Below are 20,415 nucleotides of genomic sequence, written 5' to 3' on the forward strand. Positions count from 1 at the left end.
TCCTCGATTGGTCCAGCAGTTCTGACGCTACCGCAGCCCGCAACCGGGGCGGCAGGAGCGAAGCCCAATTTCACAATCAGCTTACTTATTATTTCTAGTCATAAATGATCAGCATTCAAATAAGCCTTGCCAGTACCGACTGCAGTGTGCATACTAAATGAACGTCATTCATTTAGTGACGGTCGTCTCAATGGAGTAATCATCATGATTGAAATCACCAGGCTCATTGCCCCCGACTCCCCCACCGGGACAGCGCCGTCCACGCGGCCGGCCCTGCGGACCGGGGTTATCCAGCACCGCTGGCAAAGCAACGCCGCAGCCGCCCGCGCCGAACTGAACGACGGCATCGAACACGCCGCCCCCTTAGGCGAGCTGGCACCGCTGGTCGAGGTGAACGCATGAGCACCTGGCGCATGCCGGCCGAAACGGCGCCGCAGGAGCGGCTCTGGATGGCGTTTCCCACCGGCGGCTACACCTTGGGCGAGACGGCAGAAGAGGCGCACACTGCGCGTTCAGTGTGGGCCGCCGTCGCAAACGCTGCCGTTGAATTTGAGCCGGTTACGGTAATGGTGGCCCCCGACGACGTCGAGACAGCCAGGCGCTACCTGGCGCCCGCCGTCGAGGTGCTTGCAGCGGAACTGAACGATGCCTGGATGCGGGACATCGGCCCGACTTTCGTGCTGGACGGCCGCGGCACGCTGGGCGCGGTGGACTGGGTCTTCAACGGCTGGGGCGCGCAGGAGTGGGCCCGCTGGGATAAGGATGCCCTCATCGCAGCCGAGGTGACGGGACGCGCAGGCGCAGATCACCTGGTGTCCGGGCTGGTGAACGAAGGCGGCGGCATTCAGGTGGACGGCGAGGGCACTGTGCTGGTGACCGAAACCGTCCAGCTCGATCCCGGACGCAATCCCGGCCTGGGCAAGGCCGACATTGAAGCGGAGCTGGCCCGGACTCTCGGCGCTACCCACGTGATCTGGCTGCCCCGTGGCCTGACGCGTGACTCAGAAAAGTTCGGCACCCGGGGTCATGTGGACCTCGTTGCCGCCATCCCTTCTCCCGGCACGCTCCTAGTCCATGCTCAGCAGAACCCAGCGCACCCTGACTACGACCTCAGCCGGGAGCTCATCAGTTTCCTGTCCTCCACCCGGGATGCCGCCGGACGGGAATGGAACATCATCGAGGTTCCCGCCCCCGAGACGCTGACAGACCCCGAGGGCTTCGTGGACTACAGCTACATCAACCACGTTGTGGTGAACGGCGGAGTCCTTGCCTGCACGTTCTCCGACCCCAATGACGAGAAAGCCCTGCGCATTCTCGCCGACGCCTATCCCGGCCGCCGTGTGGTGGGCATTGACGCGCGCGAGCTCTTCGCCCGCGGCGGGGGAATCCACTGCATCACCCAGCAGCAGCCCGCTGCCCCCTGGTCCGGGCTGCATCCCAGAAAGGGTACGTCATGAGCCAAACCACCCGCCCAACCACCGCGCCGGCCGGAAGCGCCGCCGGCACAGCCAGTCCCTCACACAGCATTACCACCAAGGGACTGAAGGGCGGGCAGCTGGGTCTCCTCGCCGTCGTCGTTCTTGGTATTTCGACGATTGCGCCGGCGTACACGCTGACCAGCGCCCTCGGTCCCACCGTCGCCGAGGCAGGGCTGCAGCTTCCGGTCATTTTCCTCATCGGCTTCATCCCGATGATCCTGGTGTCCCTTGCCTACCGGGAGCTGAACACCGATTCGCCTGACAGCGGCACCACCTTCACGTGGGTGACCAAGGCCTTCGGCCCCTGGGTCGGCTGGATGGGCGGCTGGGGCCTGCTGGCCGCCAACATCATCGTGCTGTCCAACCTGGCGGCTGTGGCCGTGGACTTCTTCTATCTCTTCCTCGCACAGCTGACAGGCACTCCCGAACTGGCCGATCTCGCCGCCAACAAGCTCCTCAACGTGGCAACCTGCTTCGTTTTTGTGGCGCTGGCGGTCTGGGTGAGCTACCGCGGGCTGCACAGCACAAAGATCGTGCAGTACGGCCTGGTGGGCTTCCAGCTGCTTGTGCTGGCACTGTTCGTGGGCCTCGCCTTTGCGAACTGGTCCTCGTCCGAAACCTCCATCCCGTTCAGCTGGGAGTGGTTCGATGTAACCAAAATCGAGACGTTCGGCCAGATAGCGGCCGGCATCTCGCTGTCCATCTTCGTGTACTGGGGCTGGGACGTGTGCCTCACCGTGAACGAGGAAACCTCCAACGGCAAGAAAACCGCCGGCCTCGCAGGCACCGTGACCGCCGTCGTCGTCCTTGGCATCTATCTCCTGATCACCATCGCCACCATGATGTTCGCCGGCGTCGGCACCACGGGGATCGGCCTCAACAACGAGGAAAATCACGCCAACATCTTCACGGCGCTGGCTTCGCCCATCATGGGTCCGTTCGCCATCCTGATGTCACTGGCAGTCCTGTCCAGCTCGGCGGCCTCGCTCCAGTCCACGTTCACGTCGCCGTCACGCAGCCTGCTGGCGATGGCGCACTACGGCGCACTGCCACAGCCCTTCAGCCGCATGAGCGGGAAGTTCGCGACGCCGGGCTTCGCCATCATCGCCTCCGGCCTCCTTTCGGCCGGGTTCTACGCCGTGATGCATGTTGTCAGCGAGAACGTCCTCAATGACACTATCCTCGCCCTGGGCCTCATGATCTGTTTCTACTACGGGCTGACGGCTTTCGCGTGCGTCTGGTACTTCCGCAGCACCCTCTTCAGCAGCGTCCGCAACTTCCTGCTGCGGCTGGTTTGCCCCCTGCTGGGCGGCCTGGGCCTCCTGGTGGTCTTCCTGCAGACGGCCGCGGACAGCTGGGCTCCGGAATTCGGCAGCGGTTCGGAAATCTTCGGTGTGGGCCTGGTGTTCGTGCTCGGCGTCGGCATCCTGGCACTGGGCGCTGTGTTCATGCTGGTGATGTCGCGTCTGCGGCCCGGGTTCTTCCGTGGTGAGACGATCCGTAAGGACACTCCTGCGCTGGTGGTTCCCGAGTAGGCGTTACCGCGCGCCTTACTGCACGTGTTTCGCACGACGCAGGCAAAGCGGCGCCCCGCCTCCTCCCTGGAGCGGGGCGCCGCTTGTTTAAGTGGCTTTGCTGGCCGTCACCAATGGTGGGCGACGTCGATCACGAGCCTGGAGCCGTTGCCGGGACCGGCAAGGGTAAAGACCTTGAAGGGAAGCCGGGCGCGGACGCCGAGTCCCAGCGTGGTGTAACCCTCGAAGCTGCCCGCCCAGGCAACCTGCCGGAACGTCTGGTACTTCGAAACGTTGGTCACCTCGGAGCGGTTGGCCGGCACGAAGGTGGCCTTGCCCGTGGCGCTGTCATAGCTGGGCGAGTGGGCGGTGACCTGCAGGAATGCACCGCCCCTCAGCTTGATGGGAAGTCCGGAGCCGTCCTGTACAACCTTCGAGACGTAGCGGACGTTGTAGCCGGTTGCCTTGCCCTTGACGTCGATGACCAGGCGGTCGAAGCAGTAGTGCTGCCCCGAGCGCACATTGGTTACCGATGCGGCGCTCATGGTCTGGTTGGCCTTGGCCAGCGAGCCCCAGACCAAACCGCAGTAGGAAGTGGTTGCGGAGGCGGACCCCGGAACCAGCAGGCCCAGCCCGAGAGCCACAATGATGGCTGTCAGCCAGGCGCTTAGTTTTTTCATGTAGCACCCCTTTCGGGTGTGAGTGATTGGATAACTCCAGCGTAGGAGCGCCAAAAGCCCGAGACGAGGGATGTTTCCGGTTCTTCGTGCAACCGTTAAACCGCCGGGAAACCGATCACGGGACCGTAATTCCGGGGCGGTTTTTGGGGACGTCGAGAGGCGTTCGTAGCCCTTTCTCTACATCGCTGTTACCGCCGGTAACGGCCAATATCGCGGCGGTACGGCTCAAACGCACTGCGGGCACAGAAAAGCGAGACGCCGGCGTCCCTGTCGGGTTGCGGGCGTCTCGCTTTGCCGTGCTACTGGGGCGCGCCGCAAGATGGGCGCAGGGCCTCCGCCCGGGGCTGTATCAGCCTTCGCAGTCGCGGCAGTACTTCATGCCGTTCTTTTCACGCGCGACCTGGGACCGGTGGCGCACCAGAAAGCAGGAGGAGCAGGTAAATTCGTCGGACTGCTCCGGAACAACAATGACCGTCAGTTCTTCGTTGGAGAGATCCGCTCCCGGAAGGTCGATGCCCTCGGCCGTATCGTTCTCATCCACGTCAATAACCGCGGTCTGCGCGCCGCCGCCGCGGGACGCCTGAAGGGCCTCCAACGATTCGGAGGGATTCTCTTCTTCTGTCTTGCGTGGGGCGTCGTAATCGGTAGCCATAACGTGTTCACTTTCGTTGCTGCGCAGCGCCATTTCAGGCACCTCAGTGAAGCAGTTTAGGTCATAGGGCGCAAAAGGGAAGACTAGTGTGGCCAAGCCGACAATCCGGGCCCCGTCGGGCTGATCCGCCCGGGGGCTGGCGGCTCGCCGTCGTCCGTTTTAGCCTGAACGAAAAGTCCACTTTTCTCGGGCAGGGAGGCACCTCATGGCAACCAGACTCAACCGCAAGGCCCTCGACAACGCCCGAGCACTGGTGAAAAAGGGAAAGGTCGAGCGGGACATCCGCGACGACTGGAGCGAACACGCCCCCTCGACCGACGAGGAAAACTCGTTCATCGACAAGCAGGGCTTTGAGGAGTTCTCGAAGTGGCACCTCGGCATTGACCGGGAACAGTCGGACGGCACCAAGGGCAGCGTCAGTTTCCCGTTCGGTGACTTCAAGAAAGTGCACCGCTGCGCCATCATTTCGCTGGAAAGCCGTGCAGCGCAGTACGACCACGAGGATATCGCCAAGGCGGCTAAGGACCTGCTGGAGCAGATCGACGGCGACTAAGGCCCTCCGTGGTTCAGCCGCTTCCGGCGGGTGAGCCACTTGCTCCGGGGCCGGCCGCATCTGCAGCCGGCCCCGGACGCTTCGGTCAGCGCAGGTCGAACCGGTCGAGCTCCATGACCTTCGCCCAGGCCGCCACGAAGTCGTTGACGAATTTCTCCCTGGCGTCCTCACTCGCGTAGACCTCCGCAAGCGCGCGGAGCTGCGAGTTGGAGCCGACGACCAGGTCAACGGGGGTGGCGGTCCACTTCAGCTCGCCGGTGGCGACGTCGCTGATCTCGTAGACGTTCTCCTCCGCCTCCGATGCCTTCCACCGGGTGCCCGGGGAGAGCAGGTTGACGAAGAAGTCGTTCGTCAGGACCTGGGGCCTGTCGGTGAGGACGCCGTGGGCGGAACCGCCGACGTTGGCGCCCAGTGCACGCATGCCACCGATAAGCACCGTCAGCTCCGGCGCGGAGAGGTCCAGCAGGTAGGCCTTGTCGAGCAGGAGGGTCTCGGGCTGGAGCTTCTCGCCGGGGCGGACGTAGTTGCGGAACCCGTCCGCCCGGGGCTGCAGGTACTGGATCGCCTCGACGTCGGTCTCGTCTTGGGAGGCGTCGGTCCGGCCCGGAGTGAAGGGCACCGTGACGGCGAAGCCGGCGTCCCTCGCGGCCTTCTCTACGGCCGCGCAGCCGCCGAGGACGATCAGGTCCGCCAGCGAGACCTTCTTGCCACCGTTCTGGCCGCTGTTGAACTGTTGCTGCACCGCCTCGACCGCCTGCAGCGCAGCCGCCAGCCGCTCGGGCTCGTTGACCTCCCAGCCGCGCTGGGGCTCCAGTCGGATGCGCGCGCCGTTGGCGCCGCCGCGCTTGTCGGTCTTGCGGAAGGTGGAAGCCGAGGCCCACGCCGTGGTGACGAGCTGGGAGACGGAGAGGCCTGAGTCCAGGAGCTGGGATTTGAGCGCGGCGATGTCCTGCTGGTCGATCAGCCCGTGGTCCACGGCCGGTACGGGGTCCTGCCAGAGCTGCGGCTCCGGGACCCAGGGGCCGAGCATGTGCGGGCCCACCGGACCCATGTCACGGTGCAGCAGCTTGTACCAGGCCTTGGCGAATGCCAGCGCGAACTCGTCCGGGTTCTCCAGGAAGCGTCGCCCGATTTTCTCGTAGATCGGGTCGAAGCGCAGGGACAGGTCGGTCGTGAGCATGGTCGGGCGGTGCTTCTTCTCCGGGTCGTGCGCGTCCGGGATGATCTCCGGGGCATCCTTGGCGACCCACTGGTGAGCACCGGCCGGGCTCTTGGTGAGCTCCCACTCGTACTCGAACAGAATCTCCAGGAAGCGGTTGCTCCACTCCGTCGGCCGATCGGTCCAGGTGACCTCGAGCCCGGAGGTGATCGTGTCGCCGGCCTTGCCGCTGCCATAGGTGCTGAGCCAGCCCAGGCCCTGCGCCTCGAGGTCGGCAGCCTCCGGCTCGGGGCCGACGTGCGCGTCGGCGTCACCGGCGCCGTGGGTCTTGCCGAAGGTGTGGCCGCCGGCGATCAGGGCGAAGGTCTCCTCGTCGTTCATCGCCATCCGTTTGAAGGTCTCGCGAATGAACGACGCAGCGAGCTTGGGATCCGGGTTGCCCATCGGGCCCTCGGGGTTGACGTAGATCAGGCCCATCTCGGTGGAGCCGACCTCCTCCGCCATGGAGCCCTCGCCGATGTAGCGCTCGTCGCCCAGCCAGGTGTCCTCCGGTCCCCAGAAGATCTGCTCGGGCTCCCACACGTCCTCACGGCCGAAGGCGAACCCAAAGGTCTTGAAGCCCATGGACTCCAGGGCGACGTTGCCCGCGAGGACCAGCAGGTCCGCCCACGAGATCTTCTGGCCGTACTTCTGCTTCACCGGCCACAGCAGCCGGCGGGCCTTGTCCAGGTTGGCGTTGTCCGGCCAGCTGTTCAGCGGGGCGAAGCGCTGGCTGCCTTCACCCGCGCCGCCGCGGCCGTCGTGGACCCGGTAGGTGCCGGCAGCGTGCCAGCTCAGCCGGATCATCAGGCCGCCATAGTGCCCGAAGTCCGCCGGCCACCAGTCCTGCGACGTGGTCAGGACCTTGATAATGTCCTGCTTCAGCGCCTCGACGTCGAGCTTCTGGAACTCCTCCCGGTAGCTGAAGCCGGGGGCGAGCGGGTTGCCTGCCGGATGGTTCGCATGGAGCACCGAGAGGTCGATCTGGTTCGGCCACCAGTCCGCGTTCGTCCGGGGCCGGTGGGCCTTGGGCTGCGGCGAGTCGATCGCCGGGTTCTCGCTCTCGCTGCCGTGCGAGGTCACGCTGTCATGGGCGACCGGACACCCACCCTCAACCTTGCGGTCCAGACCTTGGGCGCTTCCCGGAGTGGGGACAGGGGGATGGTCCTGGCGATCGGTCATGTGCTTCCTTCCATAGGCCGAGGCCGCGGTCGGACTCGGGCAGCCGGTCTAACCCTCCTATCTGACCATGAGCGGACGGCGCGAGGACAGCCCCCTCCGCTTCGCAGACCCGTTTGCGGTAACTCCTCGAATCTCCCTGCGGCCCGTCCTACGATGGAGGGACATCGTCGTCGTGAACCTCTCGGTTGGCGTTTTAAGGTGTTCGTCTCCGCCATGGAGGTCCCCTACCATGCGTCTTCATCCATCTCTCGTGCAGAGCCTGGGCCGGCAAGCAGCCAGGGATCCGGAGGACTGGGAGCAGACCTTCAGACAGATGGCCCTTTTCGACCTTGCCGAGGACATGAAGCTCGGTTTCCTCCTCGCGTACTACCGGAATTTCGCCATTCCATCCGGTTCAGACACTCTTGTCACAAACGGGGAAATCCCTGCCCGTCCCTTGAAGCGTTCCTTTGACACTGCCATCGTCATCTATGAACTCATCGCAAACGGACTGGATTCCGGGCGCGGCCGGCAGATGACAGCTTTGCTGAACCGCGTTCACCGCCACGTTCCCGGCAGCGATGAAGATTACCTGTATGTCCTGATGACGCTCCTGGTTGTCCCCATGCGGTGGACTCAACGCCACGGCTGGCGGAAACCCACCCAGACCGAAAGAGACGCCGCAATCCGTTTTTTCACGGAACTGGGCTCCAGGATGCACATCTCCAACATCCCTGCCACCTTCGATGAGGCCGAGGTCTTCTTCGACGACTACGAAAGCCGGAGAGTCGGCCCCAGCCCGGCGGGCCGGGCACTCATGAAGGCAACGGTAGAGGTGTTTCAAAGCATGCAGCCGCGGGTGCTCCACCCGCTGACAAGGCTCATGATCGGCACAATGCTCGACGACGCGCGGCTCACCGAAGCGCTCGGACTCCCCCGGAGCACATGGTGGTCACGGGTCGTGCTTGATGCCGGATTGGCAGTTCGCAACGAGATCCGTCGCCATACTCCCTTGCGCGCAGAACCAAGCTTCAGGTCCGGTCAGCCGCTTACCCCGGTTTATCCCCACGGCTATCAGCTGGCCGACGTCGGCCCGCTCAATGTCATGAGCGCGAGACACCGGAGCAATTGAGTCCAGGGGCCTAAAGTGCAAAAGGCCCCGAACTGCGGAAGTAAAACCGCACTTCAGGGCCTTCTCGGAGCCCCCTGTCGGATTCGAACCGACGACCCCCGCTTTACAAGAGCGGTGCTCTGGCCAACTGAGCTAAGGAGGCACACCCGTCAGGGTGGGCGCCATGTGGCGCTAGTCAAGATTAGCCCAAGGACTGCCCGCAGGTAAAAACGGCGGCGGCCCGCCTCCCGGTCCGATCCGGGGTGCGGGCCGCCGCCGCTGAAGCTGCTGCATAGGCTGCCCCTAAGGCTGCTGCAGGACTAGGCCTTGGCCTTGATGGCCGCGTCGAGGAAGGCCGGGAATTCGGTCTGTGCACTGTCTCCCTTGCCCCACTGCTTGCCGTCCACGAGGACGGTCGGGGTGCCGGCGACGCCAATGGCAGCCGCTTCCTGGGTGGTGTACTTCACCCAGGGACGGTAGCGCTTTTCTTCGATGCAGGTGTCGATGCTCTTGGCGCCGATGTCCGTGGCGAGCTTCTTCAGCTCGTCGTCGGAGAGTCCGGGGCCGCCTTCGGCCGGCTGGTTGGCGAACAGGGTATCCACAAACTCCGCGTACTTCTCGGGGGACTCATTTACGACGCAGGCGGCGGCGTTGGCTGCACGGGAGGAGTAGTTGGTGGTGGAACGGCTGTCCAGGAAGCCCAGAGCGCGGTACTCCACGGTGATCTTGCCTTCGTCGCGGAGGGACGTAAGGGTCTCGTTGAACTGCGCCTCGAAGTTCTTGCAGGCGGGGCAGATGAAGTCGATGTAGAGGACAACCTTGACCGGCTTGCCGGCCTCAGCTTCCGCGCCGGGCGCCGCGATGGTCGCAGGCGCCGACGCCGCGGGCTCTGGCAGGTCTGCCACGTTCACCGTCGCGGACTCGGTCTTGGCCACCTCGGTGCCCTTCAGCAGGGTGACGCCGCCGTGGACGTTTCCGTTGGCCGGCGTGGGGCCCTGGTCCGCCACCGGGGCGTTGTTCTGCAGGCTCGTGCTGACGACGAGGCCCACCACAACGAGGATGGCCACCACCGCGGCCACGATTCCCCAGCCGATCAGCAACTTGTTCCGCTTGTCCTTCTTCTGCTGCGCTTCACGGATCTGGCGGGCTTTGTCGCGGGCCTCTGCTGTGCGCTCAGCTTTGGACTTGCGGGCTTCGTTTGCGGGGCTCATTAGTTCCTCGTGTCGATCGGACAGGTGCGGACCACCAGGGGCAACTCTCCCAGTTTAGGGGGAAAGCCCGGAGCTTGCGCCTTCAAGTATTCCTTCAGTCTGCCCAACGGATGAATAGCACGTAAGATTCCGGCCCGTTAGGGTTGACAGAGATCCACAAGCAACCCCAGGGGGCGCAATGCAACGACCTGAACGCGACAAACCGGAGACAAATGCGGAGGGCGGGGCTGGGTCCGAAAGCAACTCACCCGCCACGCTGTATGACTTCATGGTGGTGTCCAACCGCCTGCCGGTGGACCGCTGCGCTCCCGGGGAGCAGGGCGACGACGGCTCCGGCTGGCGCCGTTCCCCCGGCGGCCTGGTGACCGCACTGGCACCCATGATGACCAAGACCGACGGTGCCTGGGTGGGCTGGCACGGTGCCCCCGACGAAACGGTGAAACCGTTCAGCCACGGCAGCATGGACCTGGTCCCGGTGCAGCTGAGCACCGATGACGTTGAGCTGTATTACGAAGGCTTTTCCAACGCCACGCTCTGGCCGCTGTACCACGACGTCATCGCCCCGCCGGAGTTCCACAGGACCTGGTGGGATTCTTACCGCAAGGTCAACAGAAGGTTCGCCGACGCCGTCGTCCGCCATGCCGACCACGGCGCTACGGTGTGGGTGCAGGACTACCAGCTCCAGCTCGTGCCGCGGATGCTGCGCGAGGCGCGTCCGGACCTGCGGATCGGCTTCTTCAACCACATCCCGTTCCCGCCGCCGGAAATCTTCGCCCAGCTCCCCTGGCGCCAGGCGATTATTGACGGCCTGCTGGGCGCCGACCTCGTGGGCTTCCAGCGCAGCAGCGACGCCGGTAACTTCATGCGCTCGGCACGGCGCTTCCTCGGCGCGAGCGTCAAGCAGCAACAGGTCCATGTCAGGGGCCAGAACGGCGACATGACGCACATCGCCCGCGCCCAGTCCTTCCCGATCTCCATTGACGTCCGGCAGATCACCGAGCTCGCCAACAACCCTGACATCATCGAGAGGTCGCGCCAGATCCGGCAGGACCTCGGCAACCCCAAGACCATCCTGCTGGGCGTTGACCGGCTCGACTACACGAAGGGCATCCGGCACCGGCTCAAGGCCTTCGAGGAGCTCCTCAACGAGGGAAAGCTCACTGTTGGCGACGCAACACTGATCCAGGTAGCCAGCCCCAGCCGCGAGCGCGTGGAACAGTACCGCCTCCTCCGGGAAGAGGTGGAAGGCACTGTCGGCCACATCAACGGGACCTACGACACCCTTGAAAACACCGCCGTAAGGTACCTGCACCACAGCTACCCCATCGAGGAAATGGTGGCGCTCTACCTGGCCGCCGACGTCATGCTCGTCACCGCGCTCCGGGACGGCATGAACCTCGTGGCCAAGGAATACGTCACGGCCCGGACGAACAACGACGGCGCCCTGGTCCTCAGCGAATTCGCAGGGGCGGCCGACCAGCTCAAGCAGGCTCTGCTGATGAATCCGCACGACATCGACGGGCTCAAAGACGCGGTGATGCGGGCCGTCAACATGTCCCCCCGGGAATCGGCGCGCCGCATGCGCGCCATGCGCAAGCAGATCCTGGACCACGACGTCGACCACTGGTCCGCCGACTTCCTGCACGCCCTCAACGAGAAGGTGGTCCGCGATGACTCATGAGTCAGGCCCCGGCCATCCCCGTGAGAGCACGCCGCTGACCCTTTCGCCGGAGCTGCTGGAGGCCGTGCGGCAGATCGCCGGCACCGAGCAGCTGCTGATCGCCATGGATTTCGACGGCACCATCTCGCCGCTCGTTGACCACGCCGGAGACGCCCGCCCGCTGCCGCGCTCCGCCGCGGCGTTTAAGGAGCTGGCCACCCTTCCGCGCACGACGACGGCACTCATCTCCGGCAGGGCATTGGACAGTCTGCGGTCGGTCGCCTCGCCTCCCGACGAGACGCTGCTCATCGGCAGCCACGGGGCCGAGGCCTGGCTGGGTCCCGGTTCCGCGCCGCTCGTCCTGGACCCGGAGCAGCTGGCGCTGCTGGCCGAGGTCCGCGCCATCCTGGAGGGAATTGTGGAGCTCGCACCCGGCACGCTCCTGGAAGAAAAGCCGGCCGGCGTGGTCCTCCACACCCGCCTCGCGGCCGACGACGTGGCTGAGGACGCCGTGGCCGCCGCACGGGCGGCGCTTCAGGACCTCGCGGGCGTCCACCTCAAAAACGGCAAGCGGGTGCTGGAAACGTCCGTGGTTCACGCCTCCAAGGGAGAGGGAGTCGACTTCCTCAAGCAGGCCACCGGGGCCACGGCTGTCCTTTTCGCCGGGGATGACGTCACTGACGAGGATGCCCTTGGCAGGCTCGGCCCCGGCGACGTCGGCGTAAAGGTGGGCCTGGACTTCACGCAGGCCCAGTTCCGGGTGGAGGCCCCTGTGCACATCGCCGAGCTGCTGGAAACCCTGCTGAGGGAACGCCGCAAGTCGGTGTCACAGCCCGCATGAGAGAAGAACGCGTTACGAACCTCACGTGTGAGCTCCGTAACATTTGCGTCCACTCTAGATAAATCTGACATACTCTTGCTTGTGATGTGGCGCACAGGAACCGTGCGGCGTCACGCGATGCTCCTCGGCTTCGGCCGGGGAGCTAATAACTGAATTACATGAACCATTCACTACGGATCGTCCGGCACGTACCTGCCGGTGAAGGGATTGATAACTGTGGCAACAGTTACTTTTGACAACGCTACGCGTCTGTACCCGGGCACAGAAAAGCCCGCTGTTGACAAGCTCAACATCGAAATCGCCGACGGCGAATTCCTGGTCCTCGTGGGACCCTCCGGTTGCGGTAAGTCCACCTCCCTGCGCATGCTCGCAGGCCTGGAGGACGTAAACGCCGGCCGTATCCTCATTGGCGACCGCGATGTCACCGACGTTCCGCCCAAGGACCGCGACATCGCGATGGTTTTCCAGAACTACGCCCTCTACCCCCACATGACCGTGGCGGACAACATGGGCTTCGCGCTGAAGATCGCAGGCGTAAGCAAGGAGGAACGTGCCGAGCGCGTCCGTGAAGCTGCCAAGCTCCTGGACCTCGAGCCGTACCTGGACCGCAAGCCGAAGGCACTTTCCGGTGGTCAGCGCCAGCGTGTTGCCATGGGCCGTGCAATCGTCCGTAACCCGCAGGTCTTCCTCATGGACGAGCCGCTCTCCAACCTGGACGCCAAGCTCCGCGTCCAGACCCGCACCCAGATTGCATCCCTGACCCGCCGCCTCGGCGTCACCACCGTGTACGTGACCCACGACCAGGTCGAGGCGATGACCATGGGTGACCGGGTTGCCGTGCTCAAGGACGGCCTGCTGATGCAGGTGGACACCCCCCGCAACCTGTACGACCGCCCCAAGAACGTCTTCGTTGCGGGCTTCATCGGCTCCCCCGCCATGAACCTCCTCGAACTCCCGGTCGTCGACGGCGGCGTGCAGTTCGGCGGCACCGTCTACCCTGTTCCGCGCAACGTCCTCGAAGAGGCCCACGGCACGACCGTCACCCTGGGCAGCCGCCCCGAAGACCTGGAGACCGCTCCCCAGGGCGAAGGCATCCAGGTTGAGGTGGACGTCGTCGAAGAGCTCGGCGCCGACGCTTACGTCTACGGCCACACCACGCTGGACGGCAAGAGCCACGACATCGTGGCACGCGTCGACGGCCGCAGGCCCCCGATGAAGGGCGAGTCCATCTGGGTCCGTCCGCAGTCCGGCCACGTCCACCTGTTCGACACCAAGACCGGCGAGCGCCTGGGCGACTAGTCCCCACCCACCGGCACCCTAGCCCGCATGAAACCGACGGCGGCCCTCCTCTCACCGGAAGGGCCGCCGTCGGGCGTTAAGCCACCTTGGGTGGCACCGGCGCCACCGCCTTCTTTAGGTGCCCTGCCCCTACGTACGGAAGAATTGACCCATGACCGAGGAACACAGCGCCCAGTGGCACGACGAACCCACCGACTATGGACAGATCGGCAAGCTGCCGAGGTTCGAGGCCGCGAGTGCAAACGACGACAAGGCGTCCTCGGTCGCCAGCAACCTGAACATCACGGCAGCCGCCGCCGATCCGGAGTTGCTGGACCTGCCGTGGCACATCGCCCTTGAGGACTGGCCCGCGGAACACCTCGCAGCCCTCCCCCGCGGCATCTCACGGCACATCGTCCGTTTCGCGCACCTGGGCGGTTCGGTCATCGCCATCAAGGAGACCTCCGAGCACGTTGCCCGGCACGAGTATCACATGCTGCGCAAGCTGGCCCGCTTGGACGTGCCATGCGTGGAGCCGGTTGCCGTCATCACCGGCCGCACGACGCTCGACGGCAAGCCGCTGAACCCGGTGCTGGTCACCCGGCACCTGAAGTTTTCCATGCCGTACCGTGCGCTGTTCTCCCAGATGCTGCGCAAGGACACGCTGACCCGCCTCATCGACGCGCAGGCCCTGCTGATGGTGCGCCTGCACCTCATCGGCTTCTACTGGGGCGACGTGTCGCTCTCCAACACGCTGTTCCGCCGCGACGCGGGCGCCTTCGCGGCATACCTCGTGGACGCCGAAACGGGTGAGCTCTACCCCGACCTGTCCACCGGACAGCGCGAATACGACCTCGAAATCGCGCGGGTCAATATCGCCGGTGAACTCATGGACCTCCTCGACGGCGGCCTGATCGAGGAGAAGGTGGATCCGGTGGCCACGAGCGAACTCATCATGGAAAGCTACCGCCGCCTGTGGACGGAACTGACCGAAAAGGAATCCTTTGAGCTGGGTGAGCGCTGGCGCGTTGGTGCCCGCATCCGGCGCCTGAACGAGCTGGGCTTCGACGTCGAGGAATACGCCATCAAGACGACGCAGAACGGCACCACCATCCAGCTCCAGCCCAAAGTCGTCGACGCCGGCCATCACCAGCGGCGCCTGCTCCGGCTCACCGGCCTGGACGCCCAGGAGAACCAGGCCCGGCGCCTGCTCAACGACATGGACTCGTTCCGGGCGGACAATAACCCGAACATGGACGAGGAATACAGCGCCCACCTCTGGGTGAGCCAGATCTTCGAACCGATCGTGCGCTCGATCCCCCGCGACCTCTCCGGAAAGCTGGAACCGGCAGAAGCCGTCCATGAAGTGCTGGAGCACCGCTGGTACATGTCCGAAAAGCAGGAGCGCCACATTCCGCTGGCTGAGGCCGTGCAGTCCTACATCGATTCCATCCTGCGCCACCGCCGGGATGAGGCGGCAATCATGCTGAACCCCGATACAGAGCTGCTGAAAATCCTCGAGGTGGAGACCGAGCAGTCACGCTACGGCGCCGACGAATCGATCGAGGAGTACCCCGACTCGGACGACTAAGCTGCGGCCGGGCTTGGTTTGTCCCGCAGCTGGGCGCCCGGCTCGGGTCGCCTCTCCGGGCTGACTGCCTGGCTGGATTGCCTGCCGGCTAAATTGCCTTGCCCGGGTTGAGGATCCCCTGCGGGTCGAAAAGCTCTTTGACCCGCCGCTGCAGCTCGCGGATGGGCTGCGGCTGTTCCAGGTGCAGCCAGCGCAGCTTGTACTGGCCGATGCCGTGCTCCCCCGTGATGGTGCCGCCCATGTCCAGAGCAACGGCGATTGATGCGTCCAGAGCTTTGTTCAGGCGGAGCATGGCTGCGGCGTCGACGAGCTCATTCACGCGGTCCACCCAGAACGTGGGATGGAGATTGCCGTCCCCGGCGTGCGCCACCACCTTGAGCTTCACCTCGTGCACCTCGGCCAGGGATTCAAGGGCGGCCACATAGTCCACCAGCCTGGAACGGGGCACCGCGACGTCCTCGCCCACCCGGTACTGATCGTCCACCTCGACGCCGCGGCTGTTGCGCCGCAGTTCCACCAGGCGTTCGGCCTCCTCATTGGCTTCGGCGGTCACCACGGCTCCGCCCGCAGCAAGGACACGCCGCACGATGTCGGCCTCCGCCCCTGCCCCGAAGCCGTCAGTCTGGACCAGCAGGAGGGATTTGCCCCTTACAGCGAGGTCCGAACCGTGGATCTCATCCAGCTGCGCGAGCGTCCCGCCGTCGAGCAGTTCCATGATGGCCGGCTGCACGCGGGCCTTGCCCACCGCCAAAACACCTGCCGCAGCCTGCCGGAAATCGGGATAGAAGGCGGCGATCGTGTGTACCTCGCGGGGCAGGTACCGCAGGCGCACGGTGGCGCCGACGACGATGCCCAGGGTTCCCTCGGACCCCACGAACAGTCCGGTCAGGTCGTAGCCCGCTACACCCTTGAACGTCTGGTGGCCGGTATGGATCAGGGAACCGTCCGCGAGCACCACATCCAGCGCCAGCACAGAATCACGCGTGACGCCGTACTTGGCGCACCGCAGCCCGCCCGCGTTGGTGGCCACATTGCCGCCGATCGTGGACACCCGGAAACTTGCGGGGTCAGGTGCGAACATCAGCCCGTGCGCCGCCGCGGCGTCGTTCAGGTCCGCGTTGATCACTCCCGGTTCGACGACGGCGGTCTCGTCGTCCGGGTTAAGGTCCAGGATGCGGTTCATCCGTTGCAGACTCAGAACGACACAGCCCTCGGTGGCGTGGGCGCCGCCGGAGACCCCCGTGCCGGCTCCGCGGGCCACCAGAGGAATCTGCAGCTCGGCGCACATCCTGACCGTGGCCTGGACGTCGGGAACGGATTCCGCAAAGACAACCGCGAGCGGCTGCTGATAGTCCAGAACCGGGGCTTGGTCCACGGCGTAGGCAGCCAGCACGGCTGGCTCCTGCACGACCTTGGCCGGACCCAGCGTTGAAGTTAGCCCGTCAGCGATGCTGCCCATTAGATCTCCCGTTCACGTCACACGTGGTTCAAGTCTAGGGCCCGGCCGGACTCCACTCCCCCTTCAGCGGCCTGCGGCGGTGCAAGCGCTTCCAGTGAAAGCTGGCTCAGTGCTGGTTTGTCGTTCGTCTTGACTCGAACTGTCAAGGGCACTTTGGTTGGAAGCGCTTCCAATCGCGTGTGACCTACGTCTAAGCTTGCCCAATGTCTGTTGACTCAATGCTGCTCACAGCCGCACCGCTGACCGGAACCCTGACACCGGTCCATGCGCCGGACAACTCCCACGGCTGGTGGCGGTCGGCTGTCATTTACCAGGTCTACCCCCGCTCGTTCCGGGACATGAACGGGGACGGGATCGGCGATTTCGCCGGCATCACAGAGGAGCTGCCGCAACTGGCAGAGCTGGACATCGACGCGGTGTGGCTCTCCCCCTTCTACCGTTCACCCCAGCGCGACGGCGGCTACGACGTGAGCGATTACTGCGACGTGGACCCGATCTTTGGCTCGCTGGGCGACTTTGACGGAATGATCGCTGAGGCGAACCGCCTGGGGATCAGGGTGATCGTTGACCTGGTCCCCAACCACTGTTCGTCCCAGCACCGCGATTTCCAGACTGCGCTGGCCGCAGGGCCCGGAAGCCCCGAGCGGGATATGTTCATCTTCCGTGACGGCACCGGAGCCGCCGGGGAAGAGCCGCCCAACAACTGGCAGTCCCACTTCGGAGGCCCGGCGTGGACGCGCATCACGGAACCGGACGGTTCGGCAGGCCAGTGGTACCTGCACCTCTTCGATTCCTCCCAGCCTGACTTCAACTGGGACAACCAGTCCGTGCACGAGGAATTTGAGCGTGTACTGCGCTTCTGGCTCGACCGCGGCGTTTCAGGATTCCGGGTGGACGTGGCACATGCACTGGTCAAGGCCCCCGGGCTCCCGGCTTGGGGCGGCCGCGCGGACGGCGGCACCACCGACGGGTTTCCCGGGCACGAGGCGCCCATGTTCGGCCAGCCCGCACTGCACGACATCTTCCGGAAATGGCGCCTCATCCTCGAGGAATACGGCCCTGACCGCATCATGTGTGCGGAGGCAAACGTGGATCCGCTGCCGCGGCTGGCCCAGTGGGTCCGGCCCGATGAAATGCACCAGGCATTCAATTTCCCCTACCTGCACGCCGGCCTGGACGTCCCCCGGCTGAGGCACGTCATCACCGAGTCCCTGACGTCGCTGGATGCAGTCGGCGCGCCAAGCACCTGGGTACTGTCCAACCACGACGTCGTCCGGCACGCCACCCGCTTCGGGTACTACTGGTCGGGTCCCCGGGACGGCGACGGGATCGGGCCGGTTGACCCGCAGCCGGACCACGGGCTGGGCCGGACCCGCGCCGCCGCGGCCACCCTGTTCATGCTGGGCTTGCCGGGCGGCGCCTACCTCTACCAGGGCGAGGAACTCGGGCTTCCGGACGGCATCGACATCCCGGACCACCAGCGCCAGGATCCGACATTCGCGCGCACCGGCGGTGAACGTTTGGGACGTGACGGCTGCCGTGTTCCGCTGCCGTGGCGTGCATCCGAAAAGCACAACGGTTTCGGCCCCGGACAGGACCCCTGGCTGCCGCAGCCGGCGAGCTTTACGGAACTGGCCCGGGACGCCCAAGCCGGGGACCCGTCGTCGCACTTGAACCTGTACCGGCGCATGCTCAGCCTGCGCCGCGAACTCGGCCTCGGCCGCGGCTCGCTGTCCTGGGCAGAAGAACTGTGCAGCTCCTCTTCGCTGGCGTTCCTCAACGGTGACGTCCTGGTGGTCATGAACGTCGGCCAGGACACCCTTGGTTTGCCTGCCGGCGACGTGCTGCTGCGCAGCTCGGGCGGGGTTCACGCCCCGGACAGTGGCTGGCGTGGATTAGGCTCTGGGGAGACGGTTTGGTTGAGGGTTTCAGCAGCCGACGCGGGGAGCTAGGGGAAGATGGCCGGCATCAAGGACGTTGCTGAACGTGCCGGCCTCTCCGTTGCCACCGTCTCGAGAGCGCTGAGCGGCAAGGGCAATGTCTCGCCGGCGAGCCGTGCCCGTGCCCAGGCGGCGGCGGCGGACCTGGGATTCGTACCGTCCTACCAGGCGTCCAGCCTTGCATCCGGCCGGAACTACAACATCGGCCTCGTGGTGCCCACCATCAACCGCTGGTACTTCTCCTCTGTGGCAGAAGGGGTGTCTGCGGCGCTGCTGGATGCCGGGTACGACCTCACCCTGTACAACGTCACCGAAGCCAACCGCCGGCAGAGCGTCCTGCACGACTTCCTGCTCCGCAAGCGGGTGGATGCGGTCATAGCCGTGGCGCTGGCGCTCACCGACGAGGAGATCCAGCAGATGCTGGCCGTCCACCGGCCCATTGTGGGCATCGGCGGGGCCCTCAAGGGCGCCTCGACCATCAGCATTGACGATGCCGGCCTGTCCGAGGCGGCGGTCAATCACCTGATCCAGCTGGGGCACTCCAGGATCGCGCATCTGTCCGGGGACTCGGTGTACGAACCTGACTTTAAGATTCCCCGCACGCGCCTGGCCGGTTATGAACGGGCTCTGCTGGCTGCCGGACTTGAAGTCCGGCCAGAGTGGACCGTCACGGCGGACTTCACGATCCAGGGCGGCTACGCGGCGGCCAGGCAGCTCCTGGGTGCATCCGCAGAGCGTCCCACTGCACTCTTTGCCGCTTCCGACGAGATGGCCATCGGCGCCATCCTCGGGGCGCGTGACTTCGGGCTGAGGATTCCTGGGGATTTCTCGGTCATCGGGATGGACGGACACGAGCTCGGAGAGCTCTTTGGCCTCACCACCATTGACCAGGATCCGCACGGCCAAGGGGCACTCGCGGTGCGCCTGCTCCTGGAAGGACTGGGCGGGGGCAAGGACCGCCCCGGCATCCATACCGAGTACCCGACAAGGCTCATCGTGCGGCGGAGCACGGCCGTGCCGCCGCGACTGTAGCTCCTGGCACCCCGGTCCCTTAGCCCGCAGGCTGGTCAGCACCGGCCCCCATGAACCTCGCAAAGCGCGCCAGCACTTCCGGCCAGTCCTGCTCATACTTGGCGTGGGTGGCGGAGGGGTCTTCGGCACCCTCCCAGCCGTCGTGGACCACGCGCACTTCTGTGCCTCCGTCGACTGATCTGAAGGCGACCCTCAGCTCTGTGGACCACAGCGCGGTGGAGCCGGGATACCAGGACGCGTGGAAGGACATTGGAGGCTGCCAGTCATCGATGGTGCCCCAGGTGGTGGTCCTGCCGTCGTCGGCTGTTTCAAGAATGAGGTTCTCTTCAAACTCGACGTAGGAGCCGGCGCCGAAAACGCTGTTGCTCTCCATGGGCCACCAGAGGTGCGTGTGTTCTGTGAAACCGATGAAAGCCCGGGAGACAGAACCCGGGACAACGACTGCGTAGACCACCGGATCCACGTCCGCAGGAGTGCCAGGCTCGTCGGCACCTGAGGCGGCCGGGTGGCTGAAGAGGTTTTCCATGGGCATTAACCTTACAGCCCGCGCGTACTGCCCTTAGCCGTACTGGACGCTCCCTCAGATTCCGTCGCCTCCAGCCGGACGCTCCTTCACATCCCGCCGCCTCCGGCCGGACGCTCCCGCACATCCCACCGCATCCAGCCGCACGCTCCCGCACTTCCCGCCGCATCCAGCCGCACGCTCCTTCACATCCTGCTGTGGGTTCGGGAGGCTCACTCGTGGCGTGGCGTGCTGGCAGGGCTGTCTGTGGGAGCGTTGCCCGAAAAAGCGCAGGATCTGCGGGAGCGTTACCCGAAAAGGCGCGGGATCTGCGGGAGGGTTTCGGGATTTCCGGCAGGATCTGCGGAAGGGTTTGGGATTTCCGGTGGGAGGTGCGGGGGGTTGGGCTGTTAAAGAGCGAAGGCCCCGACGGTGGTGTCGGGGCCTTGCTGTAATTTATGTCCGGCGGTGACCTACTCTCCCACACCCTCCCGGGTGCAGTACCATCGGCGCTGTGGGTCTTAGCTTCCGGGTTCGGAATGGGACCGGGCGTT

Annotated in this window: 17 protein-coding genes, 1 tRNA gene and 1 rRNA gene; 11 read left to right on the top strand and 8 right to left on the bottom strand. The window is 65.3% G+C overall.

Features of this window, described 5'->3' with window-relative positions:
• The first annotated feature begins 204 nt into the window (after positions 1-204).
• Genes ACIP9X_RS14020 through ACIP9X_RS14030 form a run of 3 tightly spaced genes read left to right on the top strand, consistent with a single transcriptional unit; the run spans position 205 to position 3,013 of the window.
• The gene (locus ACIP9X_RS14020) at positions 205-402 is read left to right on the top strand and encodes a hypothetical protein (RefSeq protein ID WP_400480355.1); all 198 of its coding nucleotides are present in this window, start codon (positions 205-207) and stop codon (positions 400-402) included.
• A complete protein-coding gene (locus ACIP9X_RS14025) occupies positions 399-1,457 on the top strand; it encodes an agmatine/peptidylarginine deiminase (RefSeq protein ID WP_400480356.1) in 1,059 nt (352 codons plus the stop codon). Before ACIP9X_RS14020 ends, ACIP9X_RS14025 begins: the two co-directional genes overlap by 4 nt.
• Complete coding sequence (locus ACIP9X_RS14030) at positions 1,454-3,013, top strand: APC family permease (protein ID WP_400480357.1); 1,560 nt, start codon at positions 1,454-1,456, stop codon at positions 3,011-3,013. The genes ACIP9X_RS14025 and ACIP9X_RS14030 overlap by 4 nt, the downstream gene beginning before the upstream one ends.
• Positions 3,014-3,120: 107 nt before the next feature.
• Here ACIP9X_RS14030 and ACIP9X_RS14035 read toward each other — a convergent pair whose 3' ends face one another.
• Together ACIP9X_RS14035 and ACIP9X_RS14040 are read right to left on the bottom strand one after the other, a co-directional pair.
• Positions 3,121-3,672 carry a hypothetical protein gene (locus ACIP9X_RS14035; protein ID WP_400480358.1) on the bottom strand — a complete coding sequence of 184 codons (552 nt, stop codon included), beginning with the start codon at positions 3,670-3,672 and terminating at the stop codon, positions 3,121-3,123.
• Between the two features lie 349 nt (positions 3,673-4,021).
• On the bottom strand, positions 4,022-4,324 hold the full coding sequence (locus tag ACIP9X_RS14040; RefSeq protein ID WP_400480382.1) for a DUF4193 domain-containing protein: 303 nt from the start codon (positions 4,322-4,324) through the stop codon (positions 4,022-4,024).
• Between the two features lie 205 nt (positions 4,325-4,529).
• Between ACIP9X_RS14040 and ACIP9X_RS14045 the strand changes: the two genes are divergently transcribed.
• A complete protein-coding gene (locus ACIP9X_RS14045; RefSeq protein ID WP_400480359.1) occupies positions 4,530-4,877 on the top strand; it encodes a hypothetical protein in 348 nt (115 codons plus the stop codon).
• Positions 4,878-4,962: 85 nt separating this feature from the next.
• Here the strand turns inward: ACIP9X_RS14045 and katG are convergent, their stop codons facing one another.
• Positions 4,963-7,257, bottom strand: coding sequence for a catalase/peroxidase HPI (katG, locus tag ACIP9X_RS14050; RefSeq protein WP_400480360.1), 2,295 nt, complete (start codon positions 7,255-7,257; stop codon positions 4,963-4,965).
• Positions 7,258-7,486: 229 nt separating this feature from the next.
• On the opposite strand from katG, the gene ACIP9X_RS14055 reads away from it, so the two are divergent.
• Complete coding sequence (locus tag ACIP9X_RS14055) at positions 7,487-8,368, top strand: oxygenase MpaB family protein (RefSeq protein WP_400480361.1); 882 nt, start codon at positions 7,487-7,489, stop codon at positions 8,366-8,368.
• Positions 8,369-8,436: 68 nt separating this feature from the next.
• Here the strand turns inward: ACIP9X_RS14055 and ACIP9X_RS14060 are convergent.
• Positions 8,437-8,510 (bottom strand) — tRNA-Thr (locus ACIP9X_RS14060).
• A gap of 157 nt (positions 8,511-8,667) precedes the next feature.
• On the bottom strand, positions 8,668-9,558 hold the full coding sequence (locus ACIP9X_RS14065) for a DsbA family protein (protein ID WP_400480362.1): 891 nt from the start codon (positions 9,556-9,558) through the stop codon (positions 8,668-8,670).
• A gap of 178 nt (positions 9,559-9,736) precedes the next feature.
• Between ACIP9X_RS14065 and ACIP9X_RS14070 the strand changes: the two genes are divergently transcribed.
• The 4 genes from ACIP9X_RS14070 (at position 9,737) to ACIP9X_RS14085 (ending at position 14,928) form a co-directional block, all read left to right on the top strand.
• On the top strand, positions 9,737-11,239 hold the full coding sequence (locus tag ACIP9X_RS14070) for a trehalose-6-phosphate synthase (protein WP_400480363.1): 1,503 nt from the start codon (positions 9,737-9,739) through the stop codon (positions 11,237-11,239).
• Positions 11,229-12,059 carry a trehalose-phosphatase gene (gene otsB, locus ACIP9X_RS14075; RefSeq protein ID WP_400480364.1) on the top strand — a complete coding sequence of 277 codons (831 nt, stop codon included), beginning with the start codon at positions 11,229-11,231 and terminating at the stop codon, positions 12,057-12,059. Before ACIP9X_RS14070 ends, otsB begins: the two co-directional genes overlap by 11 nt.
• A gap of 216 nt (positions 12,060-12,275) precedes the next feature.
• Complete coding sequence (locus ACIP9X_RS14080; RefSeq protein WP_400480365.1) at positions 12,276-13,358, top strand: ABC transporter ATP-binding protein; 1,083 nt, start codon at positions 12,276-12,278, stop codon at positions 13,356-13,358.
• Between the two features lie 151 nt (positions 13,359-13,509).
• Positions 13,510-14,928, top strand: a complete 1,419-nt coding sequence (locus tag ACIP9X_RS14085) for a DUF4032 domain-containing protein (protein WP_400480366.1) — start codon at positions 13,510-13,512, stop codon at positions 14,926-14,928.
• 88 nt (positions 14,929-15,016) lie between these two features.
• Here ACIP9X_RS14085 and ACIP9X_RS14090 read toward each other — a convergent pair whose 3' ends face one another.
• A complete protein-coding gene (locus ACIP9X_RS14090) occupies positions 15,017-16,387 on the bottom strand; it encodes an FAD-binding oxidoreductase (protein WP_400480367.1) in 1,371 nt (456 codons plus the stop codon).
• Between the two features lie 203 nt (positions 16,388-16,590).
• On the opposite strand from ACIP9X_RS14090, the gene ACIP9X_RS14095 reads away from it, so the two are divergent.
• The gene (locus ACIP9X_RS14095; protein ID WP_400480368.1) at positions 16,591-18,339 is read left to right on the top strand and encodes a glycoside hydrolase family 13 protein; all 1,749 of its coding nucleotides are present in this window, start codon (positions 16,591-16,593) and stop codon (positions 18,337-18,339) included.
• Between the two features lie 6 nt (positions 18,340-18,345).
• The gene (locus ACIP9X_RS14100; RefSeq protein ID WP_400480369.1) at positions 18,346-19,359 is read left to right on the top strand and encodes a LacI family DNA-binding transcriptional regulator; all 1,014 of its coding nucleotides are present in this window, start codon (positions 18,346-18,348) and stop codon (positions 19,357-19,359) included.
• Between the two features lie 19 nt (positions 19,360-19,378).
• Here ACIP9X_RS14100 and ACIP9X_RS14105 read toward each other — a convergent pair whose 3' ends face one another.
• Complete coding sequence (locus ACIP9X_RS14105) at positions 19,379-19,885, bottom strand: SRPBCC domain-containing protein (RefSeq protein ID WP_400480370.1); 507 nt, start codon at positions 19,883-19,885, stop codon at positions 19,379-19,381.
• 436 nt (positions 19,886-20,321) lie between these two features.
• Positions 20,322-20,415: ribosomal RNA gene (gene rrf / locus ACIP9X_RS14110) — 5S ribosomal RNA — on the bottom strand; the annotation flags it as partial.

The sequence above is a fragment of the Arthrobacter sp. NPDC093125 genome, assembly GCF_044754225.1.
GTDB lineage: Bacteria > Actinomycetota > Actinomycetes > Actinomycetales > Micrococcaceae > Arthrobacter.